Annotated in this window: 16 protein-coding genes; 8 read left to right on the forward strand and 8 right to left on the reverse strand. The window is 73.3% G+C overall.

The window, feature by feature from the left end:
- Positions 1-54 precede the first annotated feature (54 nt).
- Entirely contained in the window at positions 55-780 is a 726-nt protein-coding gene (locus tag KBY32_RS17815) for a bifunctional 2-polyprenyl-6-hydroxyphenol methylase/3-demethylubiquinol 3-O-methyltransferase UbiG (protein ID WP_210980724.1), read from the forward strand.
- A gap of 40 nt (positions 781-820) precedes the next feature.
- A complete protein-coding gene (locus KBY32_RS17820; protein ID WP_108706675.1) occupies positions 821-1,051 on the forward strand; it encodes a DUF2277 domain-containing protein in 231 nt (76 codons plus the stop codon).
- 24 nt (positions 1,052-1,075) lie between these two features.
- Here the strand turns inward: KBY32_RS17820 and KBY32_RS17825 are convergent, their stop codons facing one another.
- From KBY32_RS17825 to KBY32_RS17840, 4 genes are all read right to left on the reverse strand, one after another.
- Positions 1,076-1,717 carry a hypothetical protein gene (locus KBY32_RS17825; protein ID WP_210980725.1) on the reverse strand — a complete coding sequence of 214 codons (642 nt, stop codon included), beginning with the start codon at positions 1,715-1,717 and terminating at the stop codon, positions 1,076-1,078.
- 109 nt (positions 1,718-1,826) lie between these two features.
- Positions 1,827-2,447 carry a DedA family protein gene (locus KBY32_RS17830; protein ID WP_055620741.1) on the reverse strand — a complete coding sequence of 207 codons (621 nt, stop codon included), beginning with the start codon at positions 2,445-2,447 and terminating at the stop codon, positions 1,827-1,829.
- A 177-nt stretch (positions 2,448-2,624) separates the two neighbouring features.
- Complete coding sequence (locus KBY32_RS17835; RefSeq protein ID WP_210980726.1) at positions 2,625-4,268, reverse strand: alkaline phosphatase D family protein; 1,644 nt, start codon at positions 4,266-4,268, stop codon at positions 2,625-2,627.
- A 101-nt stretch (positions 4,269-4,369) separates the two neighbouring features.
- The gene (locus KBY32_RS17840) at positions 4,370-5,014 is read right to left on the reverse strand and encodes an HNH endonuclease family protein (RefSeq protein ID WP_115508873.1); all 645 of its coding nucleotides are present in this window, start codon (positions 5,012-5,014) and stop codon (positions 4,370-4,372) included.
- A gap of 372 nt (positions 5,015-5,386) precedes the next feature.
- On the opposite strand from KBY32_RS17840, the gene KBY32_RS17845 reads away from it, so the two are divergent.
- A complete protein-coding gene (locus KBY32_RS17845; RefSeq protein ID WP_055620738.1) occupies positions 5,387-5,965 on the forward strand; it encodes a TMEM165/GDT1 family protein in 579 nt (192 codons plus the stop codon).
- 215 nt (positions 5,966-6,180) lie between these two features.
- Positions 6,181-6,849 (forward strand): HAD family hydrolase, encoded by a 669-nt coding sequence (locus KBY32_RS17850; RefSeq protein ID WP_210980727.1) that lies wholly within the window; start codon positions 6,181-6,183, stop codon positions 6,847-6,849.
- Positions 6,850-6,925: 76 nt separating this feature from the next.
- Here KBY32_RS17850 and KBY32_RS17855 read toward each other — a convergent pair whose 3' ends face one another.
- The gene (locus tag KBY32_RS17855; RefSeq protein ID WP_210980728.1) at positions 6,926-7,798 is read right to left on the reverse strand and encodes a peptidoglycan-binding domain-containing protein; all 873 of its coding nucleotides are present in this window, start codon (positions 7,796-7,798) and stop codon (positions 6,926-6,928) included.
- Between the two features lie 291 nt (positions 7,799-8,089).
- Here KBY32_RS17855 and KBY32_RS17860 point away from each other — a divergent pair, with 291 nt between their 5' ends.
- Positions 8,090-10,159: an MFS transporter gene (locus tag KBY32_RS17860; RefSeq protein ID WP_055620735.1), complete on the forward strand. Its 2,070-nt coding sequence runs from the start codon at positions 8,090-8,092 to the stop codon at positions 10,157-10,159.
- 12 nt (positions 10,160-10,171) lie between these two features.
- Here the strand turns inward: KBY32_RS17860 and KBY32_RS17865 are convergent, their stop codons facing one another.
- A complete protein-coding gene (locus tag KBY32_RS17865) occupies positions 10,172-10,663 on the reverse strand; it encodes a GNAT family N-acetyltransferase (RefSeq protein WP_210980729.1) in 492 nt (163 codons plus the stop codon).
- Positions 10,664-10,818: 155 nt separating this feature from the next.
- On the opposite strand from KBY32_RS17865, the gene KBY32_RS17870 reads away from it, so the two are divergent.
- Together KBY32_RS17870 and KBY32_RS17875 are read left to right on the forward strand one after the other, a co-directional pair.
- On the forward strand, positions 10,819-11,442 hold the full coding sequence (locus tag KBY32_RS17870) for a hypothetical protein (RefSeq protein ID WP_055620733.1): 624 nt from the start codon (positions 10,819-10,821) through the stop codon (positions 11,440-11,442).
- Between the two features lies 1 nt (position 11,443).
- The gene (locus tag KBY32_RS17875) at positions 11,444-12,061 is read left to right on the forward strand and encodes a hypothetical protein (protein ID WP_210980730.1); all 618 of its coding nucleotides are present in this window, start codon (positions 11,444-11,446) and stop codon (positions 12,059-12,061) included.
- On the opposite strand, the gene KBY32_RS17880 is transcribed toward KBY32_RS17875, so the two are convergent.
- Entirely contained in the window at positions 12,050-12,499 is a 450-nt protein-coding gene (locus tag KBY32_RS17880; RefSeq protein WP_055620731.1) for a DUF1992 domain-containing protein, read from the reverse strand. The genes KBY32_RS17875 and KBY32_RS17880 overlap by 12 nt on opposite strands.
- A 98-nt stretch (positions 12,500-12,597) precedes the next feature.
- On the opposite strand from KBY32_RS17880, the gene KBY32_RS17885 reads away from it, so the two are divergent.
- Complete coding sequence (locus KBY32_RS17885) at positions 12,598-12,990, forward strand: FHA domain-containing protein (RefSeq protein WP_055620730.1); 393 nt, start codon at positions 12,598-12,600, stop codon at positions 12,988-12,990.
- Between the two features lie 58 nt (positions 12,991-13,048).
- Here KBY32_RS17885 and KBY32_RS17890 read toward each other — a convergent pair whose 3' ends face one another.
- A complete protein-coding gene (locus tag KBY32_RS17890) occupies positions 13,049-13,720 on the reverse strand; it encodes an O-methyltransferase (protein ID WP_055620729.1) in 672 nt (223 codons plus the stop codon).
- Positions 13,721-13,887: the final 167 nt, after the last annotated feature.

Here is a 13,887-nt window from a genome sequence, read left to right on the forward strand (position 1 = left end):
TTAACGCGTAAATGCGGTGGTTGTCCGTGAGCGGTGCCGCCTACGGTCGCGCTCATGGTTGACGACTGTTTCGCGGATCCGCGGCTCGCCGCGCTCTACGACCCCCTGGACTCCGACCGCAGTGATCTCGACGTCTACGTGAGGATCGCCGAGGAGTTCGGGGCGAGGAGTGTGCTGGACATCGGCTGTGGGACGGGGGTGTTCGCGCTACTGCTGGCCGACCGGGGCATCGAGGTCGTCGGTGTCGATCCCGCCGGGGCGTCGCTCGATGTCGCCCGGGGCAAGCCGGGTGCCGGGCGGGTGCGGTGGATCCACGGGGACGCCACGGCGTTGCCGCCTCTGACGGTCGACCTCGTGACCATGACGGCCAACGTCGCGCAGGCCATCCTCGATCCGGGCGACTGGCGGGGCACGCTGCGCGGGGCCCGTGAGGCGCTGCGGCCGGGTGGGCGTCTGGTGTTCGAGACGCGGGATCCGGCCCGGCGGGCCTGGGAGGAGTGGACCCGTGAGCGGTCCTGGCGGGTGACGGAGGTTCCGGGGGGCGGGGCGGTCGAGACGTGGTTCGAGTTGGTGGACGTGCGGCTGCCGGTGGTGTCCTTCCGGGCGAACTTCGTGTTCGCCGGGGACGGGTCTGTGCTGACCTCGGAGTCGACGCTGCGGTTCCGGGAGCGCGGTGAGGTGGAGGCGGATCTGCTCGCGGAAGGGTTCGTCGTGGACGAGGTGCGGGACGCGCCCGACCGGCCGGGGCGGGAGTTCGTCTTCGTCGCGCGGCGTCCCTGAGAGGTTCCCGCGACGGGCCCGTCGGGGGGAGACTGGGCGCATGTGCCGCAGTATCAAGACGCTTCGTCCGCCCGTGTTGCCCGAGGAGGCGACGGAGGACGAGATCCGTGCCGCCGCGCTCCAGTACGTGCGCAAGGTGTCGGGTTTCCGGGCCCCCGCCGCGCACAACCGCGAGGTCTTCGACCGTGCCGTCGATGTGATCGCGCAGGCCACGGCCGAGCTGCTCGACGGTCTGGAGGTCCGGGGGCAGGCGGCCCGGCAGGCGGGCTGAGCCGAGCGCGGGGTCGGCCCGGCGTCAGTAGCGCTGGGCCTTGGCGATCTCGGCGGTCAGCCGGGGCTCGGGGGGCTTGCGGCTGATGGCGACGGGCTCGGCGCGTTCGCCGGGTTCGAGGTCCTCGGCGCCGACGAACCGGGTCTCGACGACCTTGCCGTCCGGGTCGCGGAAGTCGACCTGCACGGCGTAGGACGCGGTCTCGTCCGTGCGGTTGGTGATGGCCACGACGACGGCCAGCAGGTTGCCGGTGTCCGCGCGGGGCTTGCCGGTGAGGGAGACGTCGGCAGTGGCGTTGCCGCGCCCCTTGACGTCCTTGAGCTGCTCCTGCGCGGCGTCGTTGGCCCGTTTGACCTCCGCCGACACCGAGGCCTCGAACGCGGAGGCGCGGGCGGACGCGGAGGACGCGGCGGCCGAGGCGCGTTCGCGGGCGGAGGCCTCCAGGGAGGACAGGCCGGGCGCGGGTGAGCCGGAGAAGGAGGCCGTGTCGGGGGGTGTGGGGGTGGGGCGGGCGGACGCGGAGCCGTCGCCGTCGTCGTCCCCGCCGCATCCGGTGAGGGCCGTCGCGCCCAGGACGGCGAGGAGGAGTGCGGTCAGGGCGGTGCGTGCGCGGGCCCGTCGGGGTGGTGTCGTCGCCTTCGGCGCGCGAGCGCTCTTACCGCTCATGGGGGTCCCTTCCGGACGCGGACACGTCGGGCGGGCCGGGCGGCCCTTCCTCGTCACCCATCGTGCACGGGGAGGGGGCCACCGGCCACTCAGGGTCACATGGGCGTGCTCACGCCGGGTTGCGGCGCATCAGGAACGTGGCCACGGCTCCGGCGCCGAAGAGTGCCGCCACCGAGACGAGCGTGGCGACCCAGGTGGCGCCCAGCCACTGGGCGCCGAGGTAGCCGAGGGCCACGCTGTAGACGGCCCAGGCGAGGCCGGCGACGGCGGACCAGGGCAGGAAGTCGCGGGGGCTGCGGCGGGTGGCGCCGGCGCCGAAGGAGACCAGGGAGCGGCCGGCGGGGGCGAAGCGGGCCAGGACGACGAGGGCGCCGCCGCCCCGGGACAGGGCGGCGCCGAGACGTTCCTGCGCGGAGGCGAGCCGCCGGGAGCGGGCGAGGGCGCGGTCGAGGCGGGGGCCGCCGCGCCAGGCGAGCCGGTAGGCGACGAGGTCGCCGAGGACGGACGCGGTGGCGGCGCACAGGGTGAGGGCGAGGATGTCGGGGACGTCGTCGGGGACCTGTCCGGTCGCGGCGCCGGAGCCGGCGGCCGCCGCCGTGGCCGCGGTGATGACGAGGACGCCGCTGGGCAGGACCGGCAGGAACACGTCCAGCAGGACCGACAGCCCGACGGCCGCGTAGATCCATGGGGCCGCCGTCAGCGATCCCACGTCCGCGAGACTTTCGAGCACCGCAACTCCCCGTTTCCACCCCCGTGGCCAACCGTGCCGCGGTGTCGCGGGGGAGCGGCAGGAGCGGCCTGTGTCAGCCATACAGCGTACGCCGCCGGTGTGACATCCGGTTCATCGGGGGCTCGTGTGTTCGTTGTGGAGTTTTCTTTTTCCGGGCCCCGGAGCGGGCCGGAGGGGTCAGTCCGTCAGGCCGGTCTCCATGACCGTCCGCAGCCGTGCCGGTGCGCCGCGTCGTGCGCGGGCCTGCTCCAGCCGCAGCCGGGCCGAGCGCCCGTCGAGCGTGAGGGTCATCAGCTGGTTGCCGAACCAGGGTCCGCCGGTGCGGCGCCAGTCGATCTTGGGGCGCCTGGAGCGGCCGTGTCCGGCGATCCAGCCGCCGAGGCCGCGGGCGAGTCCGCTCCAGCCGAAGCGGAAGCCGAACCGGATGGCCGCGGGGACCGCGTTGTGCACGGGGGAGCAGGTCAGCTGGAGGACCCGGGCGCGGGGGCTGCTCTCGCCGTCGGGCCAGGTGGGTTCGGCGACGTAGGCGTGGTGGACGTCCCCGGACAGGACACAGACGGTCGCGGGGGCGTCCGGCCCGGACCCGGCCTCGGCGACGAGGTCGGTCAGGGCGTCGAAGGATTCCGGGAAGGCCGCCCAGTGCTCCAGGTCGGCGCCGCGCCGCAGCTTCTCCCCGAAGCGGGCCCAGCGCTCCCCACGGGCGCCCTTGCACAACGCGGCGTCCCAGGCCTCGGCGTCGTGCACGAGGTGGGGGAGCAGCCAGGGCAGTGAGGTGCCGATGAGGAGGTGGTCGCAGGACTCGGGCGTGTCGAGCGCCTGTTCGCGCAGCCAGCGCTCCTCGCCCGGGTCGAGCATGGAGCGGTTCTGTTCGTCGAGGACGCGGGCGGCCCGGGTGTCGACCATGAGCAGGCGGACGCGCCCGAAGTCGCGCCGGTAGCTCCAGCGCACGGTGGCGGGTTCGGCGTCCGCCTTGCAGGCGAGGTCCCGCAGCAGGTCGGTGCCGTCGGCGACGGCGCGGACGGCGCCGTAGAGCGGGTCGGCGGCGAGCTCGCCGGGGGAGAGGTTCCCGAGGTGCTGGTACACCCAGTACGACATGAGGCCGCTCAGGATGCGTTCGCGCCACCAGGGGGTGGCCCGCATGTCGGCGAGCCAGGAGGCGGAGGTGTTCCAGTCGTCGATCACGTCGTGGTCGTCGAAGATCATGCAACTGGGCACGGTGGACAGCAGCCAGCGCACTTCGGGGTCGAGCCAGGACTCGTAGTAGAGGTGGGTGTACTCCTCGTAGTCCGCGACCTCGGCGCCGGGCGGGTCGTTCAGGTCGCGGCGGGCGGCGAGCCAGCGGCGGGTCGCCTTGGAGGTCTCGTCGGCGTACACCTGGTCGCCGAGCAGGACGAGCACGTCGGGGCGATCGCCGTCGGGTGCGGTGGCGATACGGGCGGCGAGGGTGTCGAGGGCGTCGGGGCCTACGGGGTCCGGTTCACCGGCGGGGGCGGAGGCCCAGCGGCAGGAGCCGAAGGCGAGGCGGACGGGGTCGCCGGGCGCGGGGGTGCGGATGACGGAGGGCGGGAACGGCGAGTCGGGCGGCGGCCAGACGGGTGTGTCGTCGAGGAGCACCTCGTAGGGGTGGTCGGCGCCGGGGGTGAGTCCGGTCACCGCGACGAGCGCGTAGTGGTGGCCGGCGATCTGGAAGGTGCGCGCGGTGCCGCCCGGGGCGCCGCCGACCCGGACCTCGGCGGTGCAGGGGCGGCTCGTCTCGACCCATACGGTCGCGGCCGAGCCGTCGGCGTACCTCAGCAGTGGACCCAGGCGCAGTTCCGCCACGTGACCTCCTCCGTCGCCCCGTACGGTACGGAACGACGGAGGGGGACGGACAGGCCCCGGGGATCACGGTTTCGCCGGAGAGGCCGTCCGGGTGACGGCGGTCAGCAGTTCGCGAGGTACGAGGTGAGGGCGGACTTCTCGGCCGAGTCGACGGAGAGGCCGTAGTAGTACTTCACCTGGACCCAGGCGCGGACGTAGGTGCAGCGGTAGGCCGTGCGCGACGGCATCCAGGTGGCGGGGTCCTGGTCGCCCTTGGACTGGTTGACGTTGTCGGTGACGGCGATGAGCTGGGGGCGGGTCAGGTCGTTGGCGAACGACTGGCGCCGGGAGGTGGTCCAGGAGCCGGCGCCGGAGTCCCAGGCCTCGGCGAGCGGGACGAGATGGTCGATGTCGAGGTCGGAGGCGGCGGTCCAGGTGGCGCCGTCGTAGGGGGAGTACCAGCTGCCGCTGGTGGCGGCGCAGGAGGAGTCGGTGACGACGCCCGAGCCGTCGCGCTTGAGGACGGTCTCGCGGGTGTTGCAGGTGCCGGACTGGGTGATCCAGTGCGGGAAGAGGTCGCGGTCGTAGCCGGTGCGGTTCTCGGAGGCGACGGTGAGCTGGGCGAGGTAGCCGCGCGCGGTGGCGGCGCTGACCGGGGTGGGGAGGGCGGCGGAGGCCGTCGGTCCGTTGAGGAGTCCGACAGAGGCGATGACGCCGGTCAGCGCCGCGAGTATGCTGACGCGTCGACGCGCGTAGAACTTGGACATGGTGAACTCCCTTGTGGGGTGCGGGTGTTGGCGTCCGGGCACGGGCATGCTCGCGACGCCGTGTTGCGGGGAGGTGTGCGCGCGGTAAGAAGTTAGTGGCGCGTACATGACATAACAAGGTTTACGGCGAAACGTTTCGCGTATGCTGGGGGCAGCAGAAGGGGAGTAGCTCTTCGCCGGACCGTCGACATACTGCTCAGCTCGTCTGAGCCGGCGCCCGGAGGCGGACCTCGGTCACGGGGTCGGCCAGCGAGACCTTCGGCCAGCAGTGCACGTCCGTACCCGTGGTGCGGACGCCCGAGCGCTGCCGTGCCGAGGTGTCGCAGCGCAGAGCGGACTCTCGGTGGGGCAGCCCCGACCGATTGAGGACCCTTGATCAGCCTGACCGTGACGGCCGTCGTCTTCGGCGTCGTCTTCCTCGCCGAACTGCCCGACAAGACCGCGCTCGCCGGACTCGTGCTCGGCACCCGCTACCGCGCCTCGTACGTCTTCGCCGGGGTCGCCGCCGCCTTCACCGTCCACGTCGTGCTCGCCGTGGCCGCCGGCAGTGTGCTCACCCTGCTGCCCCAGCAGATCGTGCACGCCCTGACCGGTGTGCTCTTCCTCGGCGGTGCCGCGGTGCTGCTGCTGAAGAAGGACGAGAGCGAGGAGGACGTCCGCAAGCCGGAGGACCAGTCCTTCTGGAAGGTCTCCGGCGCCGGGTTCATGCTCATCCTGGTCGCCGAGTTCGGGGACCTGACGCAGATCATGACCGCCAACCTCGCCGCCCGCTACGACGACCCGCTCTCCGTCGGTATCGGCGCGGTGCTGGCGCTGTGGAGCGTGGCCGCCATCGGGATCGTCGGCGGGAAGGCGCTGATGCGCCGGGTGCCGCTGGCGCTGATCACGAAGATCGCGGCGCTCGTGATGCTGGGACTGGGCGTGTGGAGCCTGTACGAGGCGATCGCCTGAGGATCCGGTGGCCCGGGTGGCCCGGGTGGCGCGACTGGCGCGAGCTGAACATCCGGTGAACGTTCCCGGATGCGGTGGCGCGATCGGGTCCCGGTTTTGTACCGTAGAAAAACAAAGTGGCTCCGCCCGTTCTCCCTGACCGGCGGGCGGATCCACCTTGTCCCTCCCGGGAGCCGTTACGGCACCCCCGTGTCCCACCCCGCTTGGAGTAGCCGATGCCGGCCGCCGCCACCCCCGCCGTGCTCACCGCCCGCGCCCTCCTGCTCGACATGGACGGCACCCTCGTCAACTCGGACGCGGTGGTGGAGCGCATCTGGCGCCGCTGGGCCGACCGGCACGGGCTGGACGGCGACGAGGTCATGAAGGTCGTGCACGGACGTCAGGGACACGCCTCGATGGCCCTGCTGCTGCCCAACCGTCCCGTCGAGCAGAACCACGCGGACAACGCGCGCATGCTCGCCGAGGAGACCGCCGACATGGACGGCGTCGTGCCGGTGCCCGGGGCGCCCGAGTTCCTTGCCTCCCTGCGCGGGCTGCCACACGCCCTGGTGACCTCCGCCGACGTCGCGCTGTCCACGGCGCGGATGGCCGCCGCCGGGCTCCCGCTGCCGGACGTCCGGGTGACCGCGGAGTCCGTCGGCGCCAGCAAGCCCGACCCCGAGGGCTTCCTCAAGGGCGCCGCGGAACTCGGCGTCGACCCGGCCGACTGCGTCGTCTTCGAGGACTCCGGCGCGGGCATCCAGGCGGGGCGCGCCGCGGGGATGCGGGTGGTCGGCATCGGTCCGCGTGCCGGTCTCCATGAGCCGGATGTGCTGGTCGAGGACCTGCGGCGGGTGCGGGTGGAGGACGCCGGGGGCGGGACGATCCGGCTCGTGGTGAACTGACGGGCCACTGACCGCCCCCGCGCCCGCCGCGCGCGTCATGGGATGGATGACCACCCCGGCGCCCGCCGCGCGCGCGTCACGGCTCGCTTGTTTCCGATTCCAGCCTCTGGCGGGTCTTCAGGTCGTAGGCGCCCCACTGCTGGGGCCAGATGCCGCGGGCCCACTGGTAGCGGGAGACCGCGTCCTCCACGTGGCGGTCGTAGGTGCCCTGGGCCGGGCGGGTGTAGAGGCGCAGTTGTGTCAGGCGCAGTTCCAGTTCGACCACCTCGGGGCCGCGTGAACCCCGGCTGAGTACGGGCGGTTCCTCCGGGTCCGCGGCGAGGTTGCCGTCCGCGGGGGCGCTGGACTCCGCGGTGGTGGGGGTCGTGGTCGGCTCCGCCGAGGGCGATGGCGTCGGGGAGGCGTCGGCCGACGACGAGGCGGAGGGGGAGGGTGACGCCGTCGGGGTGTCCGACGGGGACGCGGACACCGACTCCGTGGGTGTGGGGCTTCCGCTCGGTGCTCGCGTCGCCTCGGGCGTGCCCGTCGACGGGGCCGGTACTCCCGCCCGGACGTCCTTCCGCTGTGCCTCGTCCCGTACCGGGGTGTCGTACGCGAACAGACCGCTCGCCAGCCCCGCCGCCGCGATCACGGCGACCACCGCGCCGCCCGCGCCCAGCAGGACCGTACGGCGGCGCCGCGCGCCCGCCCCGGCCGTCCGGCGGCCGTCGTCCACGACCCGCAGGGTCGCCGTCGCCGGGTCGAACAGGCTCAGGTCCTGGGCGCTCGGCGCGCTCGCCCCCGGCGTCAGGGGAGCCGGCAGCGCGGGGACCGCGCGCAGCGCCATCGTCTCGCCGTCGTCCGGCGGGCCGCCGCCCTCCAGTTCCACGTATGGGCGTATGCGCAGCGGATCGAAGTCCTCCGCCGCGGCCGCCTCCGCCGTACGCGCCTCCCGCAGCGCGTCCGACACGTCCTGGGCGCAGCCGCACGCCGGCGTGCGGTCGGCAGCCCTCGCCGCCCCGCACCGCGGGCACGCACGGCCGTCCGGCCCACCCGGGCTGCCCGTGCCCCCGGCCCCTTCGGTTCCCCTCGGCTCCGTCACGCGTCGGTCCCTCCCCTCGCGAACTCCCCAGATTATGCAGACGCTCTCCACGGCTTCTTCGCATACCCCCGGAAGACGCGCTCCGCGGAGGACTCAACAGGCCGTAACGGGATACAGCGATCACGATGGAGAGGAAAACGAGACGGTCGGGAGGTCTTCATGGCCGGGGACGCGCACGGCAGGGCGGGGGGAGTGCGTGACGCGCAGCCCCCGAAGGGGCGGGTCGAGCCGCACGAGAACGTGTCCGGCAACGTCCTCGTCTCCATCGGCGCGCTGCTCCTCGGCATGCTGCTCGCCGCACTCGACCAGACCATCGTCTCCACCGCGCTGCCGACCATCGTCAGCGACCTCGGCGGTCTGGAGCATCTGTCCTGGGTCGTGACGGCATATCTGCTGGCGTCCACGGCCGCCACCCCGCTGTGGGGCAAGCTCGGCGACCAGTACGGACGCAAACGGCTCTACCAGATCGCCATCGTCATCTTCCTCGTCGGCTCCGCCCTGTGCGGCATGGCGCAGGACATGACCCAGCTCATCGCCTTCCGCGCGCTGCAGGGGCTGGGCGGCGGCGGCCTCATCGTGCTGTCCATGGCGATCGTCGGCGACATCGTGCCGCCCCGCGAACGCGGCCGCTACCAGGGGCTGTTCGGGGCGGTGTTCGGTGCCACCAGCGTCCTCGGGCCGCTGCTCGGCGGGGTGTTCACCGAGCATCTGAGCTGGCGGTGGGTGTTCTACGTCAATCTGCCGGTCGGCGCCGTCGCGCTCATCGTCATCGCCCTCGTGCTGCACATCCCGCGCCGCAGCACCAAGCACGTCATCGACTACCTCGGCACCGTGCTCATCGCCGCCGTCGCCACCGGCCTGGTGCTGGTGGCGTCCCTCGGCGGGACGACCTGGGGCTGGGGCTCGGCGCAGATCGTGGCCCTCGCCGTCGCCTCCGTCGTGCTCGCGTTCGTCTTCGTCGCCGTGGAGCGGCGGGCCGCCGAACCCGTGCTGCCGCTCAAGCTCTTCCGGGTGCGCACCTTCACGCTGTCCGCCGTCATCAGCTTCATCGTCGGCTTCGCCATGTTCGGCGCGATGACCTACCTGCCGACGTTCCTCCAGGTCGTGCAGGGCATCAGCCCCACCCTGTCCGGCGTCCACATGCTCCCGATGGTCGCCGGCATGCTGCTGTCGTCCACCGGGTCCGGGCAGATCGTCAGCCGCACCGGCCGCTGGAAGGTGTTCCCGATCGCCGGCACCGGCGTGACCGCCGTCGGCCTGCTGCTCCTGCACCAGCTCGACGCGGGCAGCTCCACCGCCCTGATGAGTGTGTACTTCTTCGTGTTCGGGCTGGGCCTCGGCCTCGTCATGCAGGTCCTCGTGCTCATCGTGCAGAACGCCGTCCCCTACGAGGACCTCGGCGTCGCCACCTCCGGCGCCACCTTCTTCCGCTCGATCGGCGCCTCGTTCGGCGTCGCCATCTTCGGCACCGTCTTCGCCAGCCGCCTCGACGACCTCCTCGTGGACGCCTTCCGCGGCGTACGGCTGCCGCCCGGCGCCTCCCTCGAAGGGCTTGAGGCCGACCCGCGGGGCATCGCCGAACTGCCCGCCGCGCTGCGCCCGGCCGCGCTCGACGCGTACGCGACCGCGATCACCGACGTGTTCCTGTACGCCGTCCCGGTGGCCCTGCTGGGCTTCGTGCTCGCCTGGTTCCTGCGCGAGGACAAGCTGCGCGGCTCGGTCACCGCCCCCGACGTCACCGAGACCCTGGCCAGCAACCCGGTCGAGCGCTCCTCCTACGACGAGGTGTGCCGGGCCCTGTCGGTGCTCGGCACCCGCGAGGGCCGCCGGCGGATCTACGAGACCATCACCGAGCGGGCGGGGTACGACCTGCTGCCCGCCGCGAGCTGGCTGCTGCTGCGGATCAAACGGTACGGCTGGGTCGAGCCGGTCGTGCTCACCGAACGCACCTCCGTACCGCTGCGGGTCATCCTGGACGCCGCCCGGCAGGTGGAGGGGCGAGGACTGGCCACCCGCAGGGGCGTCGACCTCGTCCTCACCGACCAGGGCCGCGAGGTCGCCGAGGACCTGGCCCGGGTCCGGGAGGAGTCGCTGGCCGAACTGCTCGGCGACTGGTGGGGACCCGACCGGCCGACCGACCTCGTCCAGCTGGTCAAGGAGCTCAACTCCGAACTGTGCGGCTCCGACCGGGAGCAGCCGCACAACGGGGCACGGCCCGCCGAGGCCTGAGGGAACCCGCGGTCAGGTCAGGGCTTTGGCGAGCCAGTGCTCGGCGTACGGGTCGTCGTTGTGCGGGGCGGTCTCCGCGTAGCCGAGCCGGGCGTACAGCGCGCGTGCCTCCACCAGGTCGTGCCGGGTGTCCAGGATCAGGCGGCCGGCCCCGAGGGCCCGCGCGGCGTCCTCGGCGGCCCGTACGAGCACCGGCCCGCCGCCCCTGCCGCGCAGCGCGTCACGCACGTACACCCGCGTCAGCTCGGCCGCCCCGCCGTCCAGCAGGCGAACCCCCGCCGTGCCGCCCGGCTCGCCCGTCCACCGGGCCACCAGCAACGCGCCCTGCGGGTGCCGCAGTTCGTCCCCGGACTGCGCCGCGATCGCGCGCTCCAGCTCCGCCGGGTCCGTACGCCGTCCCTCGTGCAGGAGGTACCAACGGTCGCTGACCTCCGTGTAGTACGCCCGCCAGAGGGCCACGGCGGCGGGGGAGTCGGGCGGTTCGGGGGCGACGGTCCAGGACATGGGCGCCATGCTCGCACCGGGGTCCGCGCGGCGGCATCCGATTTGTGCGGGACGGGCGGTAGGCCCTGAGGTGGGTGAGGACGGGAATTCCGCACGCCGGGATGTCGTACGGCCCCCGGCCGTTTGAGACGGCCTTTACCGGCAACCCGACGTCCATGTCAACTGGCGTGATCATTCTGATCGTGATCGCGGTCGTCGTCGTCATCGGCGCGATCGCCCTGGCCCTGCGCACCCGTGGTGGTGCCCGGGGCGGCCGGGGTCTGAAGCGGCGCTTCGGCCCCGAATACGAACGAGCCGTGGCCCGCCACGACGGGGACACCAAGGCGGCCGAGCACGAGCTCGCCCAACTCGTCGAGCGGCACGGCGGGCTGAAGGAGCGCGCCCTGGAACCGGCCGACGCCGAGCGCTTCGAGGCGCGCTGGGCCGCGGCCCAGGAGCACTTCGTCGACGCGCCCCACGAGGCGGTGGCGGAGGCCGAGCGGCTGCTCGCCGAGGTGGCGGGCGCCCGCGGCTACCCGGACGGCGACCGGTACGAGGAGCGGGTCGAGGCCCTGGCCGTGCACCACGCTCCCCATGTGCAGGGCTACCGGCATCTGCACCACGTCGCCCGCAACGGGTCCGGCACGTCCCGTACGCCCGGCGCGTCCGGCGCGTCCGGCACATCGAGCACGGAGGAGATGCGCGAGGCACTGCTGGAGGCGCGGGCCCTGTTCGAGGAACTCGTCGGAGGGTCCCGGTCCCGCCGGACCTCCGAGCGTACGCACGCGGGGAGGAGCTGAGATGAAGGACATCACGCACACGGAGACGGAGCCCGGCGCACGCGGCACCGCCCCCGCCGGGACCGGAACGGACCGGTGGCCCGCCGCCCCCGAGGACGAGCGGACCGGAACCCGCGAGGGCAGCGCGCACGAGGACGCCGGCCTGCGCGAGAACGGGGAGCCCGGCACCCGGGGCACCGGCACGGACCCCGGATTCCCGGACGGGAAGGCGGCCGGGACGCACGGCGACCGCGACCCGCACGGCACCCGCGACACCCGAGAGACCGCCGGCACCCACGACACCCGGCACCACACCACCGGGCACGACACGCACGGCACCCACGGCACTTCGGACGCCACCACCACCGGCGCCACGCTGCTCCCGCACGACGACCGCGACCGGCTGGAGCTGCGGCTGCACGACGCCCTGACGCACTTCGTCGACCGGCCGCGCGACGCCGTCGAGGAGGCCGACCACGCCGTCGAGGAACTGCTCGCCCGGCTCACCGAGGCGATGACCCAGCGGCGCGGCACCCTGCGCAAGTCCTGGCTGAACTCCGACGGCGCGACCGACACCGAGCAACTGCGTCTCGCGCTGCGCGACTACCGCGAACTGGCCGAACGGCTCCTACGCGTCTGACGCACCCGTCCCGCTGGACCCGTCCGCCGCCCGGCGTCCCTCCCGGCGCTCCCGCCACTCCCGTACGACCTCGTCGACGTCGTACGGCCGGCGGCCCAGGGGAGGGCCGGGCGGCGGCTTCAGCAGCATGTCGCGGATCTTGACGTTCACGTCCGTGATGATCTTCCGGACGGCCCGCTCCGTGGGCGCCGCGTACGCCGCGTCCAGCGCGTCCTCGGCCTCCTTGCGCAACGCCAGCGCCGGCGGCAGCACCGACAGGCCCTCGCGGGCCATCTTGCGTTTGACCCACCACAGTTCGTCGTACGGCTCCTCCAGATCGCGCGGCAGCGGCCGGCCGGCGCCGGGCAGGCGGTCGAAGTCGCCGCGCCCCTGCGCCTGACTGATCTGGTGGTCCACCCACGACTCGAACGGCACACCGGGGGGCTTTCGCTCGGTCATGAGTTCATTGTGCCGGACGCGATGGTGCCGGGCGATTTATCATGCGGCGTCGATGGTCAAACCGGCCGTCGGGCAAGGACGTTTCAGAAGGAGCGCACGTGCTCGAACTCACCATGGCCGCCGTGTCCGCGGCGGACGAGGGCGCCACGGCCGGCATGCTCATGGCCGACGCGCCCAGCGAGCCGGGCGCCGTGCTCCGGGTCGGCCGGGACCGGTCCGTGTGCCGGCTCGCGACCCCGGACGACTGGCTGTTCGTCTCCCGCGTCCATCTGGAGTTCCAGTGCGCCGCCGACGGCAGCTGGCATGTGACCTGGCTGCGCGGCTCGCAGGCCGACCCGTCCTCCGAGGTGCGGATGACCGTCGGCGGCCAGGTGCATCCCATCGGGTACGGACAGACGGTGTCGCTGCCCAGGGGCGGCAGCGGCGAGATCGTCGTCCACGACCGCACCGCCCCGCGCAGCGTCAACGTCGGCTTCCACCTGGAGGTCTGACCCGCCCGGCCCCCGTTTCCGGCCGCGCTGCGCCCGCACCCGGACCGCACCGCGGCCGCTACGCCCGCACCCGGGCCAGCACGAACCCGTCGTAGCCCTTGGCGCCCACCGTCTGCACCGCCGTGGCGGTCAACCGAGGGTGCCGGCCGATCAGTTCCACGGCGGCCCGGGTGCCCCGTACGTCCGGGGCGGCGCTGTCCGCGTCCAGGACGGCGCCGCCCCGCACCACGTTGTCGACGACGATCAGACTGCCGGTGCTCGTCAGCCGCAGCGCCCACTCCACGTAGTGCGCGTTGTTGGCCTTGTCGGCGTCGATGAACACCAGGTCGAAGGGGGCCGGGTTCTCGTCGGCCAGCCTGGGCAGCGACTCCAGGGCCGGCCCGACCCGCACCTGCGCGATCCGGTCCAGGCCCGCCCGCGCCAGATTGCGGACGGCGACCTCGGCGTGCCGGGCGTCGTACTCCAGCGAGACCAGCCGGCCGTCGGCGGGCAGCGCGCGGGCCAGCCAGATCGTGGAGTACCCGCCGAGCGTGCCGATCTCCAGGATGCTGCGGGCGCCCTGGATCTCCGCGAGCAGCCGCAGCAGCTTCCCCTGAGGCGCGGTCACGCTGATGGGCGGCAGACCGGCCGCGTCGCTCTCGCGCCGGGCCGCCACCAGGGCGTCGTCCTCGACGGCCAGGTGGTCGGTGAAGTACGCGTCGACATCGCCCCAGAGCTGGGAGTCGCTCATCGCCCTGCCTTTCGGACTGGCGGCCGGGCGCACCGGCCGGATCACGGCTGACTTCCAGCATCCCCGGGACCGGCGCCGCCGCGCACGGGGCCGCGCCGGGGCGGGGCCACCCGGCCGCCGCGTCACCGGAGGCGAACGGGCGGACCGCCGACTATCGTCACGGAAAA

Origin of the sequence: Streptomyces sp. RK62 (genome assembly GCF_018070255.1) — a bacterium.
GTDB classification, from domain to species: Bacteria; Actinomycetota; Actinomycetes; order Streptomycetales; family Streptomycetaceae; genus Streptomyces; species Streptomyces nigra.